We start from the raw sequence: 23,168 nt of genomic DNA on the forward strand, positions 1-23,168 counted from the left end.
ATGGGCTCGTGACCTCCTCTACTTCGACCAACCGGACCAGCCTCTGGGGTGGCCGCTTCTCCGGCGGGCCCGCGGAGGCGCTCGCCCGCCTCTCCGTCAGCGTGCAGTTCGACTGGCGTCTCGCGCCGTACGACCTGGCCGGCTCCCGCGCCCACGCCCGGGTGCTCGCGCACGCGGGCCTGCTCGACGCGGAAGAGCTCGGCAAGATGCTCGCCGCGCTCGACGACCTGGAGGCCGCCTGCGCCGCCGGCACGTTCCGGCCCACGATCGAGGACGAGGACGTGCACACCGCGCTCGAACGCGGCCTCCTCGAACGCCTCGGCACGCTCGGCGGCAAGCTGCGCGCCGGTCGGTCCCGCAACGACCAGGTCGCCACCGACCTGCGCCTCTACCTGCGCGACCACGCCCGCGGCGTGGCGTTGCGCCTGGTCGAGCTGGCCGACGCGCTGGTCGAGCAGGCCGAGCGGCACATCGAGACGCCCGCGCCCGGCATGACGCACGTGCAGCACGCCCAGCCGGTCACGTTCGGGCACTGGCTGCTCGCCCACGTCCAGCCGCTGCTGCGCGACCTGTCCCGGCTGCGGGACTGGGACGCGCGGGCCTCGGTCAGCCCGCTCGGCTCCGGCGCGCTGGCCGGCTCGTCGCTGCCGCTCGACCCGGTGCAGGTCGCCAAGGAGCTCGGCTTCGCCACCGCGGCGCCGAACTCGATGGACGCGGTCGCCGACCGGGACTTCGTGGCCGAGTTCCTGTTCGTCACCGCGATGATCGGCGTGCACCTCTCCCGCCTCGGCGAGGAGGTGGTCATGTGGACGTCGCAGGAGTTCGGCTGGGTCGAGCTGGACGACGCGTTCGCCACCGGATCGTCGATCATGCCGCAGAAGAAGAACGCGGACATCGCGGAGCTGGCCCGGGGCAAGTCCGGCCGGCTGATCGGCGGCCTGGTCACGGTGCTGACCATGCTCAAGGGCCTGCCGCTGACGTACGACCGGGACATGCAGGAGGACAAGGAGCCGGCGTTCGACGCGGTCGACCAGCTCCAGCTCGTGCTGCCGGCGCTCGCCGGGATGATCTCCACCATGACGGTACGGGCGGACCGGCTCGCCGCGGCCGCGCCGGTCGGTTTCACGCTGGCCACCGAGGTCGCGGACTGGCTGGTCCGGAAGAACGTGCCGTTCCGTGAGGCGCACGAGATCACCGGCAAGCTGGTCGCGCTCTGCGTGGCCCGCGACTGCGCGCTGGACGAGGTGCCGGACGAGGACCTGGTCACGATCTCGGAGCACCTGGACGCGGACGTGCGCTCGGTGCTGACCGTCAAGTCCGCGCTGGCCGCCCGCAAGACGTACGGTTCCACCGGCCCCGGCCCGGTCGCCGACCAGCTCGCCGCCGCCGCGGACCACCTGGTCACCTGGCGCGCCTGGGCCGAGGAGACCGTCGTCCCCCGCTGACCTCCGTCGGATGATCGGGGCGCCGTACGGGTTACGGCACCCCGATCACCGGGGAAGCAGGAACCCATGGGGTACGCGTGGCTGGCGGCGCCGGCGTCCGAGATCGCGGACACCGCGGCCGGACTGCTCGGCTGGGAGATCACGGCGGGTGGCGTCCGGATCCGGCTGACCGAGGTCGAGGCGTACAGCGGACTCGGGGAGGACCCGGCCTCGCACGCCCACCGCGGCCCGACCCCGCGCAACGCGGTCATGTTCGGCCCGGCCGGGCACCTGTACGCCTACTTCATCTACGGCGTGCACTGGTGCCTCAACGTCGTCTGCGGCGAGGACGGCCGGGCCGCCGCGGTGCTGCTGCGCGCCGGCGAGGTGGTCGACGGACTGGACACCGCCCGCGCCCGCCGGCCCGCCGCCCGCAACGACGCCGACCTGGCCCGCGGCCCGGCGAAGCTGATGACCGCGCTCGGCCTGGACGGCACCGTCAACGGCACCTGCGCGGTCGACGGCACCGGCCCGGCGCTGCTCACGCCCCCGTCCCGGCCGGTCGCGCCGGACGAGATCACCGCCGGTCCGCGGGTCGGCGTCGCGTCCGCGCACGACGTACCGTGGCGTTTCTGGATCCGGGACGACGCCACCGTCAGCACTTACCGCCGTCACACCCGGCGAAGGCCGTAACCTGCTGATGGACCGATGGGCGGAATGTGGTGGGATGAGCCGATGAGGCTGGAGCTGACCCCGTGGGCCGAGGAAGACCTCGGTCTGCTGCGGCGGATCAACGTGCCGGAGATGAAGGGCCACCTCGGCGGCCCCGAGTCCGAGGACAAGATCGTCGACCGGCACCGGCGGTACGTGCACATGAGCGTCACCGGCACCGGCGTCATGTTCCGCGTCGCGTTGCTTCCCGAGCACACCCCGGTCGGCAGCATCGGCTACTGGGACCGGGAGTGGCACGGCAGCACGGTCTGGGAGACCGGCTGGAGCATCCTCAACGAGTTCCAGGGCCGCGGCATCGCCTCCGAGGCCGCCCGCCGGGTGATCGCGCTCGCGGCCGCCGACGGCCGCCGCCGCTGGCTGCACGCCTTCCCCAAGATCGAGAACGTGGCCTCGAACGCGGTCTGCCGCAACGCCGGTTTCACCATGGTCGGCGAGACCGACTTCGAGTTCCCGGTCGGCACCCCGATCCGCTGCAACGAGTGGAAACTCGACCTGAAGACCGTCGGGCAGTAGCACCGGACCGACGTGGGAACGCGCCCACGCCGATCCGGGCTTCCGGGCTCACTCCGCCCCGAGCACCGCCAGGACCGCCTCGCCGTACCGCGCCAGTTTCGCCTCGCCGACGCCGCTCACCGTGGCGAGCTCCGTCAGCGACGTGGGCTTGCGTGCCGCGATCGCGCGCAGCGTGGCGTCGTTGAACACGATGTAGGCCGGCATGCCCTGCTCCTTCGCCTCGGCGCCGCGCCAGGCCCGCAGCTTCTCGAACAGCGCCGCGTCGGCCGGGCCCAGATCGACGGCCGCCTTCGGCGTGGCACCGGAGCTGCGGGCGGGCTTGGCCTTGCGCTTCGGCTCGGTGCGCATCATGACCGTGCGCCGCCGGTTGAGCACCTCGCGGCTGCCGTCGGTCAGCGCGAGCACGTTGTAGTCACCCTCGACCGCGAGCAGCCCCTGCGCCAGCAGCTGCCGGACCACGCTGCGCCACTGCGCCTCCGACAGGTCCGCGCCGATGCCCCAGGTGGACAGCTCGTGGTGCCGGCCGCGGCGGGTCTCGTCCGTCTCCCGGCCGAGCAGGATGTCGATCGACCGGCCGGCCCCGTACTTCCGGTTACGCTCCCGCTGCAGCCGCATGATCGTGGAGAGCAGCTTCTGCGCGGGAACGGTGCCGTCCCACTGCTCCGGCGGCGTCAGGCAGGTGTCGCAGTTGCCGCACGGCTTCGCCTCCTCGCCGAAGTAGTTCAGCAGCTGCACGCGGCGGCACTCGACGGTCTCGCAGAGCGCGAGCATCGCGTCCAGGTGGGCGGAGAGCGACCGCTTGTGGGCCAGGTCGCCCTCGGACTGCTCGATCATCCGCCGCTGCTGGACCACGTCCTGCAACCCGTACGCCAGCCAGGCGGTGGACGGCAGCCCGTCGCGCCCGGCCCGGCCGGTCTCCTGGTAATAACCCTCCACCGACTTGGGCAGGTCGAGGTGCGCGACGAACCGCACGTCCGGCTTGTCGATGCCCATGCCGAACGCGATGGTGGCCACCATGACCAGCCCCTCCTCGCGGAGGAACCGGGACTGGTTGCGGGCGCGGACGTCGGCCGGCAACCCCGCGTGGTACGGCAGCGCCGAGACGCCCTTGCCCGACAGGAACTCCGCGGTCTTCTCCACCGAGGCCCGGGACAGGCAGTAGACGATGCCGGAGTCGCCCGCGTGCTCGGCCTGGAGGAACGCGAGCAGCTGCGTCTGCGCCCCGTCCTTCGGCACGATGCGGTACTGGATGTTGGGCCGGTCGAAGCTGGCGACGAAGTGCTTCGCGTCGTCCAGCTTCAGCCGGGTGGCGATCTCCGCGTGGGTGGCCGTGGTGGCGGTCGCGGTGAGCGCGATGCGCGGCACGTCGGGCCAGCGCTCGTGCAGCATCGACAGCTGCAGGTAGTCGGGGCGGAAGTCGTGGCCCCACTGCGACACGCAGTGTGCCTCGTCGATCGCGAACAGGGAGATCTTGCCGCGGTCGAGCAGCTGCTGCACGCTCGCGGTGCCGAGCGCCTCGGGCGCCAGGTAGAGCATGTCCAGCCGGCCGGCGACGAACTCCTGCTCGACCAGGCGCCGCTGGTCGAGCGTGAGCGTGGAGTTGAGGAAGTCGGCGCGGACGCCGAGCGCGCGCAGCGCGTCCACCTGGTTCTGCATCAGCGCGATCAGCGGCGAGATCACCACGCCGGTGCCGGGCCGGACCAGCGCCGGGATCTGGTAGCACAGCGACTTGCCGCCACCGGTTGGCATCAGCACCAGCGCGTCGCCGCCGCCGACCACCGTCTCGATGATCTCCTGCTGCTCGCCGCGGAACGAGTCGTAGCCGAAGATGCGGCGCAGCACCTCGGCCGGGCCGGCACCGGTCAGGTCGGGCGCGTCCACCGGGGCGGGCGTGCCGACCGGCGTCGCGTCCTCCCAGCTGCCCAGGTCCTCGTGCTCCGCCCAGTCGTCCACCGGCGGCTCGTCGTCCACCGGCCAGTCGCGCCACTCCTCGTCCACGGCGGCGACTCTACCCACCCGCACCGACAGGTTCCGACCCCGCGGACCCGGAAACCGCCCGATCGGTCACGATCCGGGCTTGTGGCCCGGAACGCGGAATGCCACGGTGGATCACATGCCCTATCCGCCGGAACCGTGGCACCTCAAGGGCCGCATGCACGTCTCGCTGTGGCTCGTCCCCGCGGCGGACCTGCCGCCGCATCCGCAGGGCCTGACCGCGCCGCCGGTGACGATCGCCGGTCGCGTCCCGGTCGGCACCGCCTGGGTCAGCTACCAGCCGGGCGGCGTCCTGACCTACCGCGAGCTGCTGGCCGCGCGCCTGGTCCGGGACCACGGCCGGCCGCGCGCCACGATCACCGAGATCTGGGTGGACAGCGAGTCGTCCCGGGACGGCGGCCGCGAGCTGTGGGGCATCCCGAAGGACCTGGCCGAGCTGGCGGTCGACCCGCCGGTGCTGTCCGCGGCCGGGATCGCGCGGGCGCTGCTGCGGGAGGGGCCGCGGCTGCCGGGCCGCTGGCCGGTCGGATTGCGTGTTCTGCAGATGCTGCACGGCCACCCCAGGACCACCCGGGTACGCGGCCGGGCCGCTCTCCGCCCGGGACGGGTGGTCTGGTCCCCGGAGGGCCCGCTCGGCTACCTGGCCGGCCGCCGGCCGCTGTTCTCCGTCACGCTCGCCGACTTCGACGTGACCTTCGGATCCTGACCCGCACGACGGCCGTGACCGGCGCGACGGTCATGCCGAGTAGTCCGCCGGGTTCAGCCGGGCGGTCCGCCGGACGTACTCGCCGCCGGTGCCCGGCCAGTTCGTGACGACCCGGCCGCCCGGCCCGAGATACCAGCTCTCGCAGCCGGTCCAGACGCTGCCGGACAGCCGGCGCTGCATCTCCTCGTCGTGGAGCGCCGCGACCGAGGGCGAGACGCACAGCGGGCCGGCGCCGGCCGCCAGCGCGCGCACGGCCTGCACGATGTAGCGCGCCTGCGCCTCCTGGAACACCACCACCGAGGTGGTGCCGGTGTTCGTGTTCGGGCCGTAGACGAGGAACATGTTCGGGAAGCCCGGCACCGCCATGCCCAGGTAGGCGTGGGCGCCGTCGCGCCACGTCTCGCGGAGCGCGACCCCGCCGAGACCGGTCACCCGCATCGGCGCCACGAACTCGGTCGCGGTGAAGCCGGTGCCGTAGACCAGCAGGTCGGCCTCGTGCAGCACGCCGTCCGCGGTGCGCACGCCGGCCGGCTCGATCGCGGTGATCTTCTCGGTGACCAGGTCCACGTCCGGCCGGGCGAGCGCGGGCAGCCACGCGTTCGTGAAGAGCGTGCGCTTGCAGCCGAGCGGGATCGACGGCCGCACCTTGGCCCGCAGCGCGGCGTCCCTGATCTGCCAGCGCCGCTGCGCGGCGGACAGCCACGTCACCGCGGTACGGGCCAGCACGTCACCGGTGATCGCCCGGGTCGCGAACCAGGTGAGCAGCAGCGTGGCCGCGCGCGCCGGCCGCGTCGCGCCGGGGACCCGGCGGTAGAGGAGGCGCCGTACCCGCCCGTACCGCCGATCGGGTTTGGGCATGATCCACGGGGCGGTGCGCTGGAAGACGGTGACGTGCGCCGCGTCCCCGGCGATCGCCGGGACCAGCTGGACCACGCTGGCGCCGGTGCCGACCACCGCGACCCGCCGCCCGGTGACCTCGACCGTGTCGTCCCAGCCGGTCGTGTGCAGTGCCCGGCCGGCGAACGTGGCCGCGCCCGGCAGCACCGGCACCACCGGCTTGGAGAGCTGCCCGACGGCCGGGACCAGCACGTCCGCCTCGAGCTCGGCGCCGTCGGCGGTGCGCAGCCGCCACCGGCCGGACTCCCAGCGCGCGTCGGTCACCTCGGTGTTCAGCCGGACGTGCGGCGTGACGCCGAGCGTGTCCGCGCAGTACTGCACGTAGGCGAGGATCTCGTGGTGCGGCGGGTAGCGCCGTGACCAGTGTGGATTCGGCAGGAACGAGTACGAGTAGAGCGGCGCCGGCACGTCACAGGCGCAGCCCGGATAGCGGTTGTCCCGCCAGACGCCGCCGAGCCGGGCCGCGCGCTCCAGCAGCACGATGTCGGTGAACCCGGCCTTGCGCAGCAGCGCGGCGACCGCTATGCCGCCGAGTCCACCCCCGACGATGGCGACACTGACCATCCGCGGAACGTAACATCGGTCAACCGGCACATTCAATAGTGTGAATGGCTAGATCGCCTGGTCGCGGGCCCGCCGCCGCGACCACGCGGCCGTCCGGCGCCCAGATCCGCGACCGGCCGCCCGCGTCGGCGAAACCGAACCCGGTCGGCGCGGCGAAGCTCGCGAACGCCACCCAGACGCCGTGGTCCGCGACGATCCGCCGCGCGCGCTCGTCCTGGACGTGCAGCTCGTCGGCGTGATCCAGGACGCCGGCCAGGTAGGCGTGGATGCCCAGCGCGGCGGTCCGCGCGGCCTGCTCCGGCACGCCGGTGTCCTTGCAGACGGCCAGCCCGAGCCGCACGCCGTCCACCTCGACCACGGCCGGCTCGGCGCCCGGCGTCATGTGCTCCGCTTCCGCGCCACCGACGAACATCTTCCGGTACGCCACCCGCGCCCCGGCCCCGTCCACGGCCAGCACGCCGATGTGCTTGCCGGGGCCCGGGCCGACCGGCGCGCCGGCCAGCGCGAGCGCGCCGGTCGCCGCGCACGCCTCGACCAGCGGCGCCAGCCGGGGATCGTCCGGCGCCAGCGCGGGCGCGTCCAGTTCGTACCCGGTCAGCGACATCTCCGGGAAGACCACCACGCGTGCGTCCGCCGCGCGCCGCACCAGCGCCGCATGGGCGCGCGCGTTGGCGGCCACGTCCCGCGCCGTACAGTCCGGCTGCGCCACCGCCACCCGCAACGAGATCGTCACCGTCGCACCACGACCCTTCGATATGCCCGGAGCACGAACGTCGGCCGTTGCTCCGGTTCCTCCGACAACTCCAGCGGCTCGTCCAGCAGCGCGGCCAGGCCGGCCCGCAACTCCAGCCGGGCCAGCGGCGCACCCAGGCAGAAGTGCACCCCGGCGCCGAACCCCAGGTGCGGGTTCGGGTCGCGGCCCACGTCGAACCGGTCCGGCTCGGCGAACACGGCCGGGTCCCGGTTCGCGGCACCGAGCAGCGCCGCGATCCGCGCGCCGGCCGGCACGGTCACGTCACCGACCCGCACGTCGGACGTCGCGGTCCGGACGAACAGGTGCAGCGGCGGGTCGTACCGGACCATCTCCTCCACCGCGGAAGGGATCAGCCCGCGGTCCGCACGCACCCGGGCCAGCTGCGCCGGGTGCCGCCACAGCGCGACCCAGCCGCCGCCGAGCGCGTTGACCGAGGCTTCGTGTCCCGCGTTGAGCAGCAGGATCGCGGACGCGACCAGCTCGTCGCCGGTCAGCCGATCCGCGCCGTCCCGCGCCGTCACCAGGTGGGTCAGCAGATCGTCCCGCGGCCGTCGCCGCCGGTCGTCGGCGAGCGCCCGCAGGTACGCGGCGAACTCGGCCGAGGCCCGCACCGCGCGCTCCTCGGTCTCCGGTGCCGGCGCCGGCTCGTACATCCGCACGATCGCGGCCGACCACGGCCGCAGCAGGTGCCGGTCCGCGCCCGGTACGCCGAGCAGCTCCGCGATCACGTCCACCGCCAGCGGCTCCGCGAAGTCGGCCAGCAGGTCGAACTCGTCCGGCGCCCGGTCGAGCAGCTGCCGGGCGCGCGCCGCGATCGCCGGGCCGAGCCGCGTCACGTGCCCGCGCGCGAACGCGGACGCCACCAGCGACCGCAGCCGCGTGTGCACCGGCGGTTCGTTCTCCATCATCTGATTCCGATGAAGCAGGTTGAACGGTGCGAACCGCTCGGCCGGCTCGCGATCCCGCCAGATCCGCCCGAAGTGCCGGTCCCGCAGCACGGTCCGCACGGTCGCGTGACTCGCGGCCAGCCACATCCGGTCGGCGTCGTGCCACCGCACCGGCCCGCGTTCCCGTAGCTCCGCCAGCGCGGGGTAGGGGTTCCTGATCAGCTCCGGATCCGCGAAGTCGATCGTCACCGCCCTACCCTATGGCGCATGGCCGAGATCACCACCCGTCCCGTCACCGTGGCGGACGCACCCGCGCTCGCCGCGCTGCTCACCGCGAACCGGTCCCACCTGGCCCCCTGGGACCCGATCCGCCCGGACGAGTACTTCACCGCCGCCGGGCAGGCCGACCTGATCGACGCCGGGCTGCGAACCACGTCGATCCTGCACGTCATCCTGGTCGACGGCGAGATCGCCGGGCGGATCAACCTCAACAACGTGGTCCGCGGCCCGTTCCGCTCCGGCAACCTCGGCTACTGGGTCGACCACGCCCGCACCGGCCGCGGCGTCGCCACCGCGGCGGTCCGCGCGTTCACCCGCGTGGTCTTCGACGAGCAGGGCCTGCACCGGATGGAGGCCGGCACGCTGGTCCACAACCACGCCTCGCAGCGCGTCCTCACCCGCACCGGCTTCACGCCGTTCGGCCTGGCCCCGCGCTACCTGCGGATCGCCGGACAGTGGCAGGACCACCGCATGTTCCAGCTCCTGGCGGAGGACCGTTAGCGGCCGCGCCGGGGGCCGTTCGCCGGCCGGCCCCCGGCGGTCAGTGCGGGAACGCCGTCGGCGTGCGGAACGCGCCGAAGGAGTCCCGGAACGCGTCGATGCGGGACTGGACCTGGCGCATGCCGACCGTCTCCGTCAGCCGGTCCAGGTAGAGGTTGCGGGCGGCCAGCGCGTCCAGCCGCACCGTGAAGTAGATCGCCATCAGCGGATTCACGAACAGCGTGCTGCCACGGGTACGGGTGCTGTCGTGCACGTCGCCGCAGTCACCGCGCAGCGCGGCCGCGATCTGGGTCTGGACGATGCTCGGGCGCAGCGGGGTGGCCGCGACCGCGTCCGCCACCGCGTCGCGGTAGAGCGCGGCCTCCGGCCCGCCGGACGGGACGGACAGCGCGCCCAGGTAGTCACCGGCCCGGTCCAGCGCGGCCAGGTTCTCCAGCACCTGCGTGTGCACCACGCCGTGGAACGCGTCGATGCCGAAGCCGAGCGACGTCACCAGCTTGACCGGCAGGTCCAGCCCGGCGGTCGCGCCCAGGCTGGTCATGTCCTCCGCGGGCGTGCCGAGCCCGGCCTCGTCGCCGCGCATCAGGATGTCGGTGCCGCCGTCCACCAGCACGAGCGCGTCCGCCCCGGTCCGGTCGATCAGCGCGCGGTACGCGGCGCGCAGCGGCGCCACGCCGACCCGCGGGAACGCGTACACCTCGCCCGGCCAGCCCCGCCCGGCCAGGAACCGGGCCAGCGTGCGCTCCGGGAAGTAGTCCTCCGGGCCCACGGTCGACGGCGTGACCAGCGCCAGGTTCTCCGCCGCCCACGCGTCCAGGTCGAGCAGTTCCAGCTGGGTGAACGCGAGATTGGCCAGGTGCACCCGGGTGCCCGTCGCGCGCAGCGCCGCGGCCAGCGGGAGGCCCGCGTACACGTCGAAACCCCCGCCGGCGCCGGCCACGATCACGGATCGCGACTCCGCCAGCGCCGCGAACAGCGGCGGCACCATCAACGACACACCCGGAACAATAGCAACGAATGAAAAGCGTACGGGTTACGGCCATTCGCCGAATGGGCGTCTTGACCGGTGGCACAGCGCCCGGAAAAGTGGATCGGCGTGAACGAGCTTCCGGATCGGGTCTCGGACGACACCGACGTCGCGACGCCGAACGCGGCCCGAATGTACGACTACGCACTGGGCGGTTATCACAACTTCGCGGTCGATCGCGCGTCCTGGCGGCAGATCGAGGAGGTCACGCCGAATGCGCGCCGAATTGTGCACTCACACCGCGCATTTCTCGGCCGCGCCGTGCGCCGGCTGGCCGAGCGGGGCGTGCGCCAGTTCCTGGACATCGGTGCCGGCCTGCCCACCCTCGGCAACACGCACGAGGCGGCGCGCGACGCGGACCCGGCCGCCCGGGTGATCTACGTGGACAACGACCCGCTCGTCGTGGTGCAGAGCCGTGCGCTGCTGCGGGACGAGCCGCGCACCCGGGTGATCGAGGGTGACCTGCGGCACCCGGAGGACGTGCTCTACCACCCGGAGGTGCTCGACCTGCTGGACTTCGCCGAGCCGGTGGCGATCCTGATGGTGGACGTGCCGGGTCCGGTGCCGGACGAGCCCGGGATCGTCGCGCGGTTCGGCGAGGCCTGTGTCTCCGGCAGCCACCTGGTCGTCTCCGGGCGGACCGCGGGAGAACTCGCCGCGATGCTGGCCGGCTTCGACGTCGTCGATCCCGGAGTGGTTCCGGCGGCCGATTGGCATCCCGATCCGCTCGCGACCGATCCGCTCCTCACGACGCCACTCGATCCACCACTCGACGAGCCGCTCGCGGCCGTCGCCCAGAAAAGGTGAAAATGCGAATCCGGAAAATTCAACGGTGGATTTCCGAAAGCGCGACCGGCCATAATCGCTGACGCGGGGCCTCACCCTCACGGGGTCCGCGCACCGAAAGGTCGACTCATGTGGCAGCCCGATGAGACGGCGGATCTCGTCCGTCTCGCGCACGCGTGGACGCGTGCGACAACGGCTGCCACCTTCGTGCCCGGGCCGCGCCGCCGCACGCTCGACCTGCTGGAGTCGTTCACCGTCCGGCTCGCGGACGCGCTGGACGAGGAGCCGTTCGACGCGGACGCCGGCTATCGCGTGGGCCAGGAACTCGTCGACGCGCGGATCGCCGGCCCGGCCGTGCTCGGTGAGACCATCGCGGTGCTCACGCCCGGCCTGCTCGCCCGCACCAGCACGCCGACCCGGGTCGGCGCGCTGCTCGGCCGGCTCGCGACCGGGTTCACCGAGACGCTGCGCGAGCGCGGCGCGCACGCGGCCGAGAGCCTGCGCCGCGCGGTGGAGGAGTCCCGGCGCCGGGAGGAGGCCGGCATCCAGCGCCGGCTGACGAACACGTTGCTGTACGACCCGCTCACCGGCCTGCCGAACCGGTCGAAGCTGCTCGACGGCCTCGCCTCGGTGATCGACAACGCGCTGCCCGGCGAGCGCGCCGGCCTCTGCCTGCTGGACGTGGACCGGTTCGCCGCGGTCACCGACACGATGGGCCACGAGCGCGGCGACGACCTGTTGCGCCTGGTCGCGCAGAAGCTGCGCGCGGTCGCCCACCGCCACCGCTACTACCTGCACCACATCGGCAGCGACCGGTTCGCCGCCGTGATCACCGGGACGGCCGGGCCGAACGATCTGATCAAGGCGGCCGACCTGCTGCTGCGCGCGCTGCCCGACCCGTACGTGGTGGACGGCCACGCGATGCCGATCACCGGCCGGGCCGGGATAGCGGAGACCACGGCCGCGGACGCCACCCCGGAATCACTGCTGCGCGCGGCCACGATCGCGCTCGGCTGGGCGGGGCAGCCCGGCACCGGCCCGGTCGCGGTCTTCGACCCGGACCGCAACCGCGTGCACGTCCGCCGCCACGAGCTGGCCGCGGCCATGCCCGGCGCGCTCGACGACGGCCAGTTCGTGCTGCACTTCCAGCCGGTCGTCGACCTGCTCGACCACCGGACCGCTGGGGTGGAGGCGCTGGCCCGCTGGCGGCTGCCGGCCACCGGGCTGCTCCCGCCCGCCGACTTCGTGCACCTGGCCGAGCAGACCGGCCTGATCCGCCCGCTCGGCGCCCACCTGCTGGAGGCGGCCTGCGCGCGCGGCGCGGAGTGGCACCCGTCCGGCGTGTTCGTCAGCGTCAACCTGTCCCCGGTGCAGCTGGCCGACCCGGGCCTGGTCGCCACGGTCGCGGCCGCGCTGGATCGCACCGGGCTGCTGCCGTCCCGGCTGCAACTGGAGCTCACCGGGAGCACCGAGCTGAGCGGCCACCGGGACACCCTGCGCGGCCTCGCCGACCTGGGCGTGCGACTGGCCGTCGACGACTTCGGCACCGGTTCCGCCGGCCTGGCCGACCTGGCGGAGCTGCCGGTCAGCGCGGTCAAACTCGCACCGCGGTTCCTGCGCGCGCTGGACCGCGCGGACGACCCGGGCGACCGGGACGAGCCGGACGACCCGACGCTGCTGGCCGGCGTGATCCGGCTCTGCCACGACCTCGGCATCACGGTCACCGCGGTCGGCGTCGAGACGGACGCGCAGGCCACCGCGCTGCGCCGGCTCGCCTGCGACCTCGGCCAGGGTTTCCGCTTCGCCCGGCCGGCACCCGCGTCGGACATCACACGTCTGCTCGGGTGACGCGCCGAAATTCGGGTACGACGATGGTCCGGTGGCCCACCGGCCACATCGGATCACGTCGGATCGGGGAGGCACGATGACGGTACGACTGGGATCGTTCGGGATCTGGACCCGCGAAGGGCTCTGGACGGGCGCGGACGCCGCGGAGGCCGCGACCGAGTTGGAGGAGATCGGCCTCGGCACGCTCTGGCTCGGCGGCGCGTCCGGCACGCTGGAGGTGCCGGAGCGGCTGCTGGACGCCACCACGTCGCTCACGGTCGCGACCGGCATCGTCTCGATCTGGGAGACGGCCGCGGACGACCTCGCGGCCGCCTACCGCCGGGTCACCGGCCGGCACCCGGACGAGCGGCTGCTGGTCGGCATCGGCAACAGCCACAGCCTGCTGGTCAACTCGCGCGGCGGCAGCTACGAGCGGCCGGTCGCCCGGACGATCGCGTTCCTGGACCTGCTGGAGATCCCGCGGGAGCACCGGGCACTGGCCGCGCTCGGCCCGCGCATGCTGGGCATCGCGGCGGAGCGCACGCTCGGCACGCATCCGTACCTGACCACGCCGCAGCACACCGCGCAGGCTCGTGAGCAGCTGGGCAAGGGGGTGCTGATCGCGCCGGAGCAGGGCGTGGTGCTGGAGACCGACCCGGCGAAGGCGCGCGAGCTGGCCCGTGGCGCACTACGGCTCTACCTGGCGCTGGAGAACTACACGAACAACTTCCGCCGGCTCGGGTTCACCGACGACGACCTGGCGGACGGCGGCAGCGACCGGCTGATCGACGCGCTCTTCGCCTGGGGCACGGACGAGGCCGTGGCCGCGCGGCTGCGCGAGCACCTGGACGCCGGTGCCGACCACGTCTGCGCCCAGATCATCACGGCCGACCCGGACTCGCTGCCGCGCGCCGAGTGGCGCCGCCTCGCCGCCGCGCTGTGACCGGCGACCGAGCCGTCCCGCACGGGCGCTGAGGACCGAGCCGTCCCGCACGGGCGAGGACCGGGGCGTCCCGCACGGGCGCCGAGCGACGATCGAGGCGTCCCGCACGGCGCCCGGAACCGCCTGCGGGACGCCCCGGTCGCGCGGGTGCGGTGTCCGCCGGCGGGCAGACCGGTGCCCTTGCCACCGCGGAACCGGCAGGGAGGAGCGCCAGCGACGACCGGTGCCCGCGGGAGCACCGGAACCCGGTCACGCCGGAAGCGGGTCGACGGCTGTTCCGGTCCTCGACCCGCGTCCGGCGGGACGCTACGCGCCGGGACGCCAGGCGCCGGGACGCCAGGCGCCGGGACGCCAGGCGCCGGGACGCCAGGCGCCGGGAAGCCAGGCGCCGGGAAGCCAGGCGCCGGGAAGCCAGGCGCCGGGATGCTACGCGCCGGGGCGCGGCGTGAGCGGCAGGTAGACGCGGAAGCGGGTGTCGCCCGGCCGGGACGTGACCCGGATGTCGCCGCCGTGCTTGTTGACCACGATCCGGTACGAGATGTCCAGCCCCAGCCCGGTGCCCTCGCCGACCGGCTTGGTGGTGAAGAACGGCTCGAAGATCCGGCTCAGGTTCTCCGGCGGGATGCCCTGCCCGGTGTCGCCGATCTCCACGACCACGCAGTCCGCCTCGCGCTCCGTCTTGATCGACAGGGTGCCGGAGTCGCCCATCGCGCCGATCGCGTTGTCCAGCAGGTTCGTCCAGACCTGGTTCAGCTCGGCCGCGTAGGCGGGGACCGGCGGCAGCGTCTTGTCGACGTCCTTGACCAGCGTGATGCCCGGCGGGATCTTCGACTTGATCATGGTGAGCGTGGCCCAGAGCAGCTCGTGCACGTCCACGGTCTGGTACGGCGCCCGGTCCAGCTGCGAGTACTGCTTCGTGGCCTTGACCAGCCCGGAGATCCGCCGGACCGCGTCGTCGATCTCCTTCATCAGCAGCTCGGTGTCGACGGTGTAGGTGATGTAGCGGACCGCCAGCTCCGCGTAGTCGTCGCCGACCGCCGCGGTCACCCGGGACAGCCACTCCGCGTCGATGTCGCCCGCGACCAGCGTGCCCGCGAGGTCCCAGCCGCCTTCGACGCCGTGGTCCTCCAGCCAGTCGCCGAGCTCGTCCTCCGCGTCGGAGGTGGCCATCGGCGACATCTCCTCGGCGTGCGCGGCCCGCTTGACCGCGTCGTCCTGGAACCGCACCAGCTCGTGCAGCTGCGAGCCGTCCAGCCGCCCGTCCGCGATCCGCGCGAGCTTGTCGCGCATCCCGGCGACCCGGCCGCGCAGCGCCTCGGTCGCCCGGACCGCGGCCGCGGCCGGATTGTTCAGCTCGTGGGTCAGGCCGGCGGAGAGCGCGCCGAGCGCGAGCAGCCGCTGCCGCTCGCCGACCACGGTGCTGACCGCGCGCTGGCCGACGAACAGGCCCTCCAGCAGGTGCACCGCCATCGGGAACCAGTCGCGCATGATCCCGGCGAACGTCTCCGCGGGCAGCACCCACAGCTTCAGGTCGGTGACCGCCTGCATGCTGTGCGGGTACGTGTGCTCGCTGGTCTCACCCACGTACGCCCGGGTGGCCCCCGCGTACGACCCGCGCTTGTCGCTCCGGGAGAACTCGACCTGATCGCCGTTGACCAGCGCGGTCAGCGAGACCGTGCCGTCCAGCAGCACGTAGAAGCAGGTCGCCGGCTCGCCCTCGCGGAACACGATGTCGCGCGCGGCCGCGGTCTCGATCCGGCCGTTCTCGGCCAGCCAGGCCAGCTTCTCGTCGTCCAGCTTCTCGAACAGGAAGAGCTCACGGAGCTCCTCCACGGTCAGTCTCACTGTGCCTCCAGGTATCGGTGGATGACGGAGACCGCCATCGCGCCCTCGCCGACCGCGGACGCCACCCGCTTCACCGAGTCCGCGCGCACGTCACCGGCCGCGAACACGCCCGGCATGCTCGACTCCAGGTGGTACGGATCGCGCGGCAGCGTCCAGCCGTGCGGCCGGGTCCCGTCGGTGATCAGCGACGGGCCGGTCACGATGTAGCCCCGCTCGTCCCGCGACACCGCGCCGTCCAGCCAGTCCGTCCGCGGCTCCGCGCCGATGAAGATGAACATCCACGACGTCTCGACCGTTCTGGTCGCGCCGGTCGGCATGTCCCGCAGCGTCAGCCGCTCCAGGTGCTCGTCGCCCTCCGCGGCGATCACCTCGGTGCACGGGTGGACGACGATCTTCTCGTTCCCCTCGATCTGCTCGATCAGGTAGCTGGACATCGACTTGGTCAGGTCCGGCGCCCGGATGAGCATGTGCACGCGTGCCGCGTACCGGGAGAAGTAGAGCGCGGCCTGGCCGGCCGAGTTCGCACCGCCGACGATGTAGACGTCGCTGCCGGTGCAGGACGGCGCCTCGGTCGCCGCGGAACCGTAGAACACCCCGCGCCCGGTCAGCTCGCGCAGGCCGGGCGCGTCCAGCAGCCGGTACGACACGCCGGTGGCCAGCACGACGGTGTGCGCCGCGATCTTCGACCCGTCGGTGAAGTGCAGGACCCGGGTCGGCCCGGCCGCCTCGAGCCCGCTCACCTCACGCGTGCTGAGCAGCTCCGCGCCGAACTTCAGCGCCTGCCGCCGCGCGCGGTCGGTCAGCTGCGCGCCGGAGACGCCGTCCGGGAAGCCCAGGTAGTTCTCGATCCGGCTGGACTGCCCGGCCTGCCCGCCGGTGGCCCGCTGCTCGATCAGCACCGTGCGCAGCCCTTCGGACGCGCCGTAGACCGCCGCGCCCAGCCCGGCCGGCCCGGCGCCGACCACGACCAGGTCGTAGAAGTCCGACGCCGGCGTGGTGGACAGCCCGACGCTGCCGGCCAGCTCCGCGGTGGACGGCTTGACCAGCGTCTTGCCCTCCGGCGTGATGACGACCGGCACGTCGTCCTCGGTCGCGCCCGCGGCCGTCATCAGCCGCCGGCCCTCCGGGTCGTCGCACAGATGCCACCGGTACGGCACCAGGTTGCGGGCCAGGAAGTCGCGCACCTTGAACGACGGCTCGGACCAGCGGTGGCCGATCACCCGGGTCTCCGTCGACGCGGCCTCCGGCGTCGCCAGCCACGCCTCGAGCAGGCTGTCCAGCACCGGGTAGAGCTTCTCCTCCGGCGGGTCCCACGGCTTCAGCAGGTAGTGGTCGAGGTCGACGATGTTGATCGCGTCGATCGCGGCGCTGGTGTCCGCGTACGCGGTGAGCAGCACCCGCCGGGCCCGCGGGAACAGGTCCATCGCCTGCTCCAGGAACTGGATGCCGTTCATGTGCGGCATCCGGTAGTCGGCCAGCAGCACGGCGACCTGCTCGCCGCGCAGCTTCAGCTCACGCAGCGCCTCCAGCGCGGACTCGCCGGAGTCGGCGCGGACCACCCGGTAGCGGTCGCCGAACCGGCGGCGGATGTCCCGCGCCACCGCACGGGACACCGCCGGATCGTCGTCCACGGTCAGGATCGCGGAGTTCACCATGCGTTCCATCCCAGCATGCCGAGGTTACGAGCGGTCACTTCTGCGCACCGACCTGGTCGACGAAGCACCAGCGCCACGTCTCGCCCGGCTCGATCGACTTCATCACCGGGTGCTGGGTGGCGTGGAAGTGCGCGGTGGCGTGCTTGCCCGGTGACGAGTCACAGCAGCCCACGCGCCCGCAGCTGAGACATTCGCGCAGGTGCACCCAGTCGTGCCGGCCGTTGGCGAGGCAGTCCTGGCAGCCCTCGTCACTCTGCGGCGGCGGCGCGTCGGTCAGAGCGAGGTGTTCACACTTCAACGAGACTCCCGGAGTCGAACATTTTCCGCCAAGTCTGCCCGCCCGCGCCTCCGGCCGCCATATGCGAGATCACGCATCGGTACGCTTCCGCCATGACTGACGGACCCACCCAGGAGCAGGCCGACCGGGAGCTGTGGCTGCCGGAGAACGACGAGGGCCAGCTCTCCGCCGACGACACGCTCAGCGACCGCGGGCTCGACGACGCACTCGACGAGGGCTACAGCCCGCCGGAGCACTACCGGGGCGCGACCGCGTTCGGCGTGACCGCGGAGGAGGCGCGGCAGGGCGAGTCGCTGGACGACCGGCTGCGCCAGGAGGTGCCGGACGTCTCCGGTGACGAGCGGACCCGGGACGCGCTCGACGACGGCGAGGGCGACGAGGCCGACGAGTTCTACGACGCCGCCGAGTCCGGCGACCGCCGGGCCGGCCGGCTGATCGCGCCGGACGAGGGCTTCGGCGAGGACACCGAGGGCGAGTCGTGGGGCAGCGACGTCGGCATCGACGGTGGCGCCGCCTCGGCCGAAGAGGCAGCTGTCCACATTGTCGACAACCCTTAGGCTGTCAGCGTGAGTGACCTCCTGCCCGAGCCGGTGGACCCCCGGCAGTTGCGCGCCTCCGACTCCGACCGTGAGCGCGTGGCGGAGGTGCTGCGTGGCGCCGCCTCGGACGGCCGGCTCGACCTGCACGAGCTGGACGAGCGGCTGGGCCGGGTCTACGCGGCCCGCACCTACGGTGAGCTGGAGCCGCTGACCCGGGACCTGCCGCTGGTCGTGGCCACCCCGGCGAACACGGTGCCGGACGGCAACGTGCCGCTGTCGCGCGGTGGGTTCGCGCTGATGAGCCAGTTCGTGCGCCGGGGCCGGTGGGCGGTCGGCCGCGCGTTCTCCTGCCTGGCGTTCTGGGGCGGCGGCACGATCGACCTGCGCGACGCGTACTTCGCGGAGGGCAGCACCCGGATCAACGCGTTCGCGATCATGGGTGGCGTCGAGGTGATCGTCCCCGAGGACGCGAACGTGCACGTCACCGGTCTGGCGATCATGGGCGGCTTCGACCACGGGGCGAACGGCGCGGGCGCGCCCGGCGCACCGACGATCGTGGTCGGCGGCTTCGCGTTCTGGGGCGGTGTGGAGATCAAGCGCCGCGCCTCCGACGCCGAGCTCAAGCGCCGCAAGCTGGAGAAGAAGCGGCTCAAGGAGTCCTAGTCGACGTCCTCGGCCCCGCTGAGGTCCTCCACGCGCACCGGCCGGTCCCGGTCGAAGGTCACGATGATCCCGTAGGGGTCGCAGATCGGGATGCTGCCCTCGGCGAACCGCAGATCCCACTCGCTCCCGGCCCGGAACGTCAGATCCGGGTCGGAGAGCGGCAACTCGTGCGGCTCCAGCGCCTCGTAGGCCGCCACGTCGTCATCGCCGAGCCCGAAGTACCCCGGGTCGGTCAGCAACGCGGCGTGCAGGTAGGCGAGCGCCGCGTGCACGTACCCCGCCAGGTTCCGCACCACGCCCCGGATCAGCTCCAGGTCGGTGCCGTCCGGGAAGTCCGGTTCGCCGTCCTGCCGCAGCACGTGGACCCGGACGTTCCGGTCACCCGACCACGGCACCGGCGGCGCCTCCGTCTGCCACGCCCGGATCCCCGCGACCGTCTCCGCCACCTCGAACGGCGGCAGCCCGTCCACCGTCACCGCGCGCATGCCGGCTCCCGCACATAGTGCGACCGGACCGACGCCGGCCACGACGCGGACCGGCTCAGCACGCCGAGCCGATCACCGACGTAGTGCAGCCCGTGCACGCACGCGATCAGGTCGAACGTGCGGCTCGGCGCGAACCGGGTGACCGACTCCGCGACCAGCCGCGCCCGGTCGCCCGGCACCGGATCGAAGAACTCCACCAGATCCACGCCGACCAGCGTGGCCGCCCGCTCCCCGAACGCGGCCGCGGCCTCGATCAGGACCCGCCCACGTCCACAGCAAAGATCGAGCCACGAGGGTACGGACGGCAGCGCGCGCAGTAGCTCCACCGGGTCGAAACCCAGCTCCTTGGCGTAGCTGTTCGCGCCGCGTAGGCCGCGCAGCCGGTTCATCGCGTTGTTCGCGACCACCGGCGACGCCTCCAGCGCGGCGTCGGCCAGCAGCTGATCCGCGTCCACGCGGACAGTCAACCAGCCGGCCGGCCGGTTGTCCGCCCCGGCCGGTTGTCCGCCCGGCCGCGATCGGGCGCCCCGGCCGGTATCGGTCGGCGTGGCCGGTATCGGTCACCGTGGCCGGTATCGGGGGCGCGGCGGGATCAGGCGGCGCGGCGGTCCGGCGCGGTGTCGGTGGCGGTCGTCGCCGTGGCGCCCCCGGGGAGGAGGCGGAGGCGCTGGGGGCCGGCCGGCAGATCCGGCTCCGCGTCCGGGGCGAGGCGCCAGCGCGAGCGGCCGTCGGCACGCCCGGCCGGCGGCTCGCCCGGGTCGAGACCGCGGCGGGTGAGCGCGGCCACCACGAGGTACCCGGCCACCACCAGACCGTGGCTGACCAGGCGGATCGGCTCCACCCGGCCGGCGATCAGGTCACTCGCGGAGAGCAGCACCAGCACGGAGACGAACACGGTCAGCGTGGGCAGGATGCCGCTCGGGCGGCCGCGGCGCAGCGCGATCCAGGCGAAGCCGGCGCCGAGTGCGAGGTTCCACGCGGCGGACTCGTTCAGCAGATGGTTCGGGCTGGCGCCGCCGACACCGGTGTGCAGGTGCTGCACGGCCGCGATGCCGGAGATCTGTGCCACGCCCAGCACGAACTGGCCGGCGCCGAGCAGGCCGAGCAGCACGCGCAGCGCCGGGACCAGCGCCCGCCGGGCACCGGCCGGCGCGGTGGGCAGGCGGAACCGGCGGCGCGGCGCGGGCAGCGCGTCCAGCACCGACTCGTCCACGCCGGCGAACGGCGCGCCGCCGCCGAGCAGGCCGGCCATCCGGGTCACCAGCGCGGCGTCGTCCGCGTACGCCCGGCAGTCGGCGCAGCCGTCGAGGTGCCGGTCCAGCGCGTCGGCCGGCCCGGTCTCCGCACCGTCGAGGCGCGCGGAGATCGCGTCCCGGAACGTCTCGCAGCCGCCCATGCCCACCGTCCCTCGATGCTGTCTCGTCCCACCCATAGTCGCGCACGCCCGGTGAGAAGTTCCCGTCGCGGTGCGGACGTGCCCGGCCGGACCGGGTAGCCTGCCAGCCATGCATACCAGCGGGCCGGACGAGGCGGAGCTCACCACCTGGGCGCTGCGCGCCGGCAAGGGCGACCGGGCGGCCGCGTCCGACTTCGTCCGCGCCACCCAGCAGGGCGTGCACCGGTTCCTGGCGCACCTGGTCAGCCCGGGCGAGGCGGAGGACCTCGCGCAGGAGACGTACCTGCGGGCGATGCGCGCGCTGCCGTCGTTCGCGGCCCGCTCGTCCGCGCGCACCTGGCTGCTCGCGATCGCACGCCGCGTCGCCGCCGACCACATCCGGTCCGTGGTCGCCCGCCCGCGTACCGCCGCGCTGGAGAACTGGGAGCTCGCCGCGGACGCGACCGCGCCGGCCGCGGACGTGGCCGACGGCGTGGTCCTCGACCACCTGCTGCGCGGGCTCGACCCGGAGCGTCGCGAGGCGTTCGTGGCCACGCAGGTGCTCGGCCTGAGCTACCAGGAGGCGGCCGAGGTGTGCGGCTGCCCGATCGGCACGATCCGCTCGCGCGTCGCCCGCGCCCGGGAGGACCTGGTCACCGCGCTCGGCCACCGCCGGGCGGCGCGCCGCGCCACCAGCTGATCAGCCGAGCGCGCCGCGGATCGCCATCAGGCGCAGTTCCAGCTCGTCCGCCACGATCTCGGCCAGGTACTCCAGCGACCGGAGATGCTTCGGTTCCGGCTCGCGCGGCTTACGGTCGATCACGTTGACCGTGCCGAGGCGAAAACCGTCCCGGGTACGGATCGGCGCCGCCGCGTAGAACCGCAGTTTGAGATCGCCGGTGACCAGCGGGTGCTCCGTCGTCCGCGGATCCTCCACCGCGTTGCGCACCACGTAGACGCCGTCCTGGCCGATCGCGGACGCGCACAGGCCCGGTTCGCTGCCGATCTGACGCACCGCCAGTCCGTAACAGGCGGCCAGCCAGACCCGGTCCGCCTCGACCATCGTCACCGACGCTATCGGCGTGTCCACGATGGTCGCCGCGATGTAGGCGATCCGGTCGTACGCGGCCTCGGTCGGCCGGTCGACCAGCTGATACCGGCGCACGGCCGCGAGTCTTGCCTGCTCCGCAGCGGTGCTGTCGAGGTACTCGTAGGTGTCGACCACGAAAACCACCTATTGCTCGACGTCGATTGATCGGCGGATCCCCGCTACCGCCGATGCTAGCGGCCGGGATGAATGCGCGGAACTCGGCACGGCACCCCACATGCACATTGCATTTCCGGCCTTTTGGATTTCCGGACGCCGGCCCGCTCAGCCCCGCACCGCCTCGACCACCTTCGCGACGCGTCGTGCCCGGGTCTCCGCGGTCTTCGCGTCCGTGACCGGCAGCACCAGCGCGCGTTTCCGGCTGTAGGAGAGCGCGTCGAACGCGGCCCTCGCGTCCGGGGCGGCGGCCAGCGCGGCCGCGAGGTCGTCCGGCACCTCGACCTCGCGCGGCGCGGAGTCCAGCTCCAGCCCGACCGTGACCGTGTCGCCGGCGCTCACGCCCGCGCCGGTCCGGTGCGCCGCGCTCAACGGCACCATGAAGACGCCGCCCATGACCGCGACGGTGCTGCGGTACGCGTACCCGTTGATCGTCACCCGCACCGGTGGCTTCCGGCCCGCGCCGAGCGCCTCCACCACCTCGTCCGGGACCCGCAGCCCGGTCGCCGACTTCCCGCTCGACAGCACCTCGGTCGTGAACTCCATGACCCCATATCAACACCACGAACCCGCCGGTGGGGTACGAACACGCGCCGCGCGGCCGTACCCGGGAGATCGATCCTGAAATTGATCTTCGAGTGCCGGGCACGGAAACCAGGTGGGAGCCCGGGTCGGGGATGGGGGAGAATCTGCCGCGTGACGGACCGCAACGACGTCCCGACCGCGGGCGAGGACCTCCTCGACGACCTGCGGTGGCGGGGGCTGATTCAAGACTCGACCGACATCGACGAGCTGCGCGCGCGACTGGCCTCCGGGCCGATCACGTACTACGTCGGTTTCGACCCGACCGCCGCCAGCCTGCACGTCGGCCACCTGGTGCAGGTGCTCACCGCGCGCCGTCTCCAGCTCGCCGGGCATCACCCGCTGCTGCTCGTCGGCGGCGCGACCGGCCAGATCGGTGACCCCCGGGAGAGCGCGGAACGGTCGCTCAACCCGCCGGAGGTGGTGGCCGGCTGGGTCGACAAGATCCGCGACCAGCTCTCGCCGTTCATGAGCTTCTCCGGCGACAACGCCGCGCAGATGGTGAACAACCTCGACTGGACCGGCCCGACCTCGGTCATCGACTTCCTGCGCGACGTCGGCAAGCACTTCCCGGTCAGCCGCATGCTCGCCCGCGAGGTGGTGAAGGCGCGGCTCGAGTCCGGCATC

Annotated in this window: 25 protein-coding genes (1 of these 25 cut by a window edge); 12 read left to right on the forward strand and 13 right to left on the reverse strand. The window is 73.3% G+C overall.

From position 1 onward, the window contains the following. Positions 1–8: 8 nt before the first annotated feature. From argH to J2S44_RS31745, 3 genes are all read left to right on the forward strand, one after another. Positions 9–1,445 (forward strand): argininosuccinate lyase, encoded by a 1,437-nt coding sequence (gene argH, locus J2S44_RS31735; protein WP_310421360.1) that lies wholly within the window; start codon positions 9–11, stop codon positions 1,443–1,445. Between the two features lie 66 nt (positions 1,446–1,511). Then, complete coding sequence (locus J2S44_RS31740; protein WP_310421362.1) at positions 1,512–2,117, forward strand: DNA-3-methyladenine glycosylase; 606 nt, start codon at positions 1,512–1,514, stop codon at positions 2,115–2,117. 42 nt (positions 2,118–2,159) lie between these two features. Further along, positions 2,160–2,669 carry a GNAT family N-acetyltransferase gene (locus J2S44_RS31745; RefSeq protein ID WP_310421364.1) on the forward strand — a complete coding sequence of 170 codons (510 nt, stop codon included), beginning with the start codon at positions 2,160–2,162 and terminating at the stop codon, positions 2,667–2,669. 48 nt (positions 2,670–2,717) lie between these two features. Here J2S44_RS31745 and recQ read toward each other — a convergent pair whose 3' ends face one another. After that, positions 2,718–4,535: a DNA helicase RecQ gene (gene recQ, locus J2S44_RS31750; RefSeq protein ID WP_310430018.1), complete on the reverse strand. Its 1,818-nt coding sequence runs from the start codon at positions 4,533–4,535 to the stop codon at positions 2,718–2,720. Positions 4,536–4,782: 247 nt separating this feature from the next. Between recQ and J2S44_RS31755 the strand changes: the two genes are divergently transcribed. Next, positions 4,783–5,370: an acetoacetate decarboxylase family protein gene (locus tag J2S44_RS31755; protein ID WP_310421366.1), complete on the forward strand. Its 588-nt coding sequence runs from the start codon at positions 4,783–4,785 to the stop codon at positions 5,368–5,370. Positions 5,371–5,400: 30 nt separating this feature from the next. On the opposite strand, the gene J2S44_RS31760 is transcribed toward J2S44_RS31755, so the two are convergent. The 3 genes from J2S44_RS31760 to J2S44_RS31770 are packed head-to-tail and all read right to left on the reverse strand — an operon-like array spanning position 5,401 to position 8,721. Then, a complete protein-coding gene (locus J2S44_RS31760) occupies positions 5,401–6,831 on the reverse strand; it encodes a flavin-containing monooxygenase (RefSeq protein WP_310421368.1) in 1,431 nt (476 codons plus the stop codon). Between the two features lie 19 nt (positions 6,832–6,850). Next, on the reverse strand, positions 6,851–7,564 hold the full coding sequence (locus J2S44_RS31765; protein ID WP_310421370.1) for a carbon-nitrogen hydrolase family protein: 714 nt from the start codon (positions 7,562–7,564) through the stop codon (positions 6,851–6,853). After that, on the reverse strand, positions 7,561–8,721 hold the full coding sequence (locus J2S44_RS31770; protein WP_310421372.1) for a cytochrome P450: 1,161 nt from the start codon (positions 8,719–8,721) through the stop codon (positions 7,561–7,563). Before J2S44_RS31770 ends, J2S44_RS31765 begins: the two co-directional genes overlap by 4 nt. 18 nt (positions 8,722–8,739) lie before the next feature. On the opposite strand from J2S44_RS31770, the gene J2S44_RS31775 reads away from it, so the two are divergent. Beyond that, a complete protein-coding gene (locus tag J2S44_RS31775; protein ID WP_310421374.1) occupies positions 8,740–9,252 on the forward strand; it encodes a GNAT family N-acetyltransferase in 513 nt (170 codons plus the stop codon). Positions 9,253–9,292: 40 nt separating this feature from the next. Here J2S44_RS31775 and J2S44_RS31780 read toward each other — a convergent pair whose 3' ends face one another. After that, positions 9,293–10,240 carry a DUF1152 domain-containing protein gene (locus tag J2S44_RS31780; RefSeq protein WP_310430020.1) on the reverse strand — a complete coding sequence of 316 codons (948 nt, stop codon included), beginning with the start codon at positions 10,238–10,240 and terminating at the stop codon, positions 9,293–9,295. A gap of 108 nt (positions 10,241–10,348) precedes the next feature. On the opposite strand from J2S44_RS31780, the gene J2S44_RS31785 reads away from it, so the two are divergent. The 3 genes from J2S44_RS31785 (at position 10,349) to J2S44_RS31795 (ending at position 13,835) form a co-directional block, all read left to right on the forward strand. Next, positions 10,349–11,086 carry an SAM-dependent methyltransferase gene (locus tag J2S44_RS31785; RefSeq protein ID WP_310421376.1) on the forward strand — a complete coding sequence of 246 codons (738 nt, stop codon included), beginning with the start codon at positions 10,349–10,351 and terminating at the stop codon, positions 11,084–11,086. Positions 11,087–11,194: 108 nt separating this feature from the next. Continuing rightward, positions 11,195–12,913 (forward strand): putative bifunctional diguanylate cyclase/phosphodiesterase, encoded by a 1,719-nt coding sequence (locus J2S44_RS31790; RefSeq protein WP_310421378.1) that lies wholly within the window; start codon positions 11,195–11,197, stop codon positions 12,911–12,913. 76 nt (positions 12,914–12,989) lie between these two features. After that, entirely contained in the window at positions 12,990–13,835 is an 846-nt protein-coding gene (locus J2S44_RS31795) for an LLM class F420-dependent oxidoreductase (protein ID WP_310421380.1), read from the forward strand. A gap of 426 nt (positions 13,836–14,261) precedes the next feature. Here the strand turns inward: J2S44_RS31795 and J2S44_RS31800 are convergent, their stop codons facing one another. Genes J2S44_RS31800 through J2S44_RS31810 form a run of 3 tightly spaced genes read right to left on the reverse strand, consistent with a single transcriptional unit; the run spans position 14,262 to position 17,633 of the window. After that, a complete protein-coding gene (locus J2S44_RS31800) occupies positions 14,262–15,680 on the reverse strand; it encodes an ATP-binding protein (protein WP_310421382.1) in 1,419 nt (472 codons plus the stop codon). After that, positions 15,677–17,344 (reverse strand): NAD(P)/FAD-dependent oxidoreductase, encoded by a 1,668-nt coding sequence (locus J2S44_RS31805; protein WP_310421384.1) that lies wholly within the window; start codon positions 17,342–17,344, stop codon positions 15,677–15,679. The genes J2S44_RS31800 and J2S44_RS31805 overlap by 4 nt, the downstream gene beginning before the upstream one ends. Positions 17,345–17,369: 25 nt before the next feature. After that, positions 17,370–17,633 carry a UBP-type zinc finger domain-containing protein gene (locus tag J2S44_RS31810; RefSeq protein ID WP_307246021.1) on the reverse strand — a complete coding sequence of 88 codons (264 nt, stop codon included), beginning with the start codon at positions 17,631–17,633 and terminating at the stop codon, positions 17,370–17,372. Between the two features lie 92 nt (positions 17,634–17,725). Here J2S44_RS31810 and J2S44_RS31815 point away from each other — a divergent pair, with 92 nt between their 5' ends. Then, complete coding sequence (locus J2S44_RS31815) at positions 17,726–18,190, forward strand: DUF5709 domain-containing protein (protein ID WP_310421386.1); 465 nt, start codon at positions 17,726–17,728, stop codon at positions 18,188–18,190. Positions 18,191–18,199: 9 nt separating this feature from the next. Further along, positions 18,200–18,835, forward strand: a complete 636-nt coding sequence (locus J2S44_RS31820; protein WP_374727924.1) for a DUF1707 SHOCT-like domain-containing protein — start codon at positions 18,200–18,202, stop codon at positions 18,833–18,835. Here the strand turns inward: J2S44_RS31820 and J2S44_RS31825 are convergent. From J2S44_RS31825 to J2S44_RS31835, 3 genes are all read right to left on the reverse strand, one after another. After that, positions 18,832–19,320: a hypothetical protein gene (locus J2S44_RS31825; RefSeq protein ID WP_310421388.1), complete on the reverse strand. Its 489-nt coding sequence runs from the start codon at positions 19,318–19,320 to the stop codon at positions 18,832–18,834. The two genes, J2S44_RS31820 and J2S44_RS31825, sit on opposite strands and share 4 nt — an antisense overlap. Further along, positions 19,308–19,775 (reverse strand): methyltransferase domain-containing protein, encoded by a 468-nt coding sequence (locus tag J2S44_RS31830; protein WP_310421390.1) that lies wholly within the window; start codon positions 19,773–19,775, stop codon positions 19,308–19,310. Before J2S44_RS31830 ends, J2S44_RS31825 begins: the two co-directional genes overlap by 13 nt. Positions 19,776–19,912: 137 nt before the next feature. Beyond that, the gene (locus tag J2S44_RS31835; protein WP_310421392.1) at positions 19,913–20,716 is read right to left on the reverse strand and encodes a zf-HC2 domain-containing protein; all 804 of its coding nucleotides are present in this window, start codon (positions 20,714–20,716) and stop codon (positions 19,913–19,915) included. A 109-nt stretch (positions 20,717–20,825) separates the two neighbouring features. On the opposite strand from J2S44_RS31835, the gene J2S44_RS31840 reads away from it, so the two are divergent. Then, complete coding sequence (locus J2S44_RS31840; RefSeq protein ID WP_310421394.1) at positions 20,826–21,395, forward strand: sigma-70 family RNA polymerase sigma factor; 570 nt, start codon at positions 20,826–20,828, stop codon at positions 21,393–21,395. Here J2S44_RS31840 and J2S44_RS31845 read toward each other — a convergent pair whose 3' ends face one another. Beyond that, on the reverse strand, positions 21,396–21,920 hold the full coding sequence (locus J2S44_RS31845; RefSeq protein WP_310421396.1) for a GAF domain-containing protein: 525 nt from the start codon (positions 21,918–21,920) through the stop codon (positions 21,396–21,398). A 147-nt stretch (positions 21,921–22,067) separates the two neighbouring features. Continuing rightward, on the reverse strand, positions 22,068–22,505 hold the full coding sequence (locus tag J2S44_RS31850; RefSeq protein ID WP_310421398.1) for a YdeI/OmpD-associated family protein: 438 nt from the start codon (positions 22,503–22,505) through the stop codon (positions 22,068–22,070). A 150-nt stretch (positions 22,506–22,655) separates the two neighbouring features. Between J2S44_RS31850 and tyrS the strand changes: the two genes are divergently transcribed. Beyond that, a protein-coding gene (gene tyrS, locus J2S44_RS31855) for a tyrosine--tRNA ligase (protein ID WP_310421400.1) crosses the window boundary here: on the forward strand, positions 22,656–23,168 show its start. Its footprint extends 774 nt past the window's final position; only the first 513 of its 1,287 coding nucleotides appear in the window; the start codon lies at positions 22,656–22,658; its stop codon lies off the right edge, out of view.

The organism is Catenuloplanes niger, assembly GCF_031458255.1.
GTDB classification, from domain to species: Bacteria; Actinomycetota; Actinomycetes; order Mycobacteriales; family Micromonosporaceae; genus Catenuloplanes; species Catenuloplanes niger.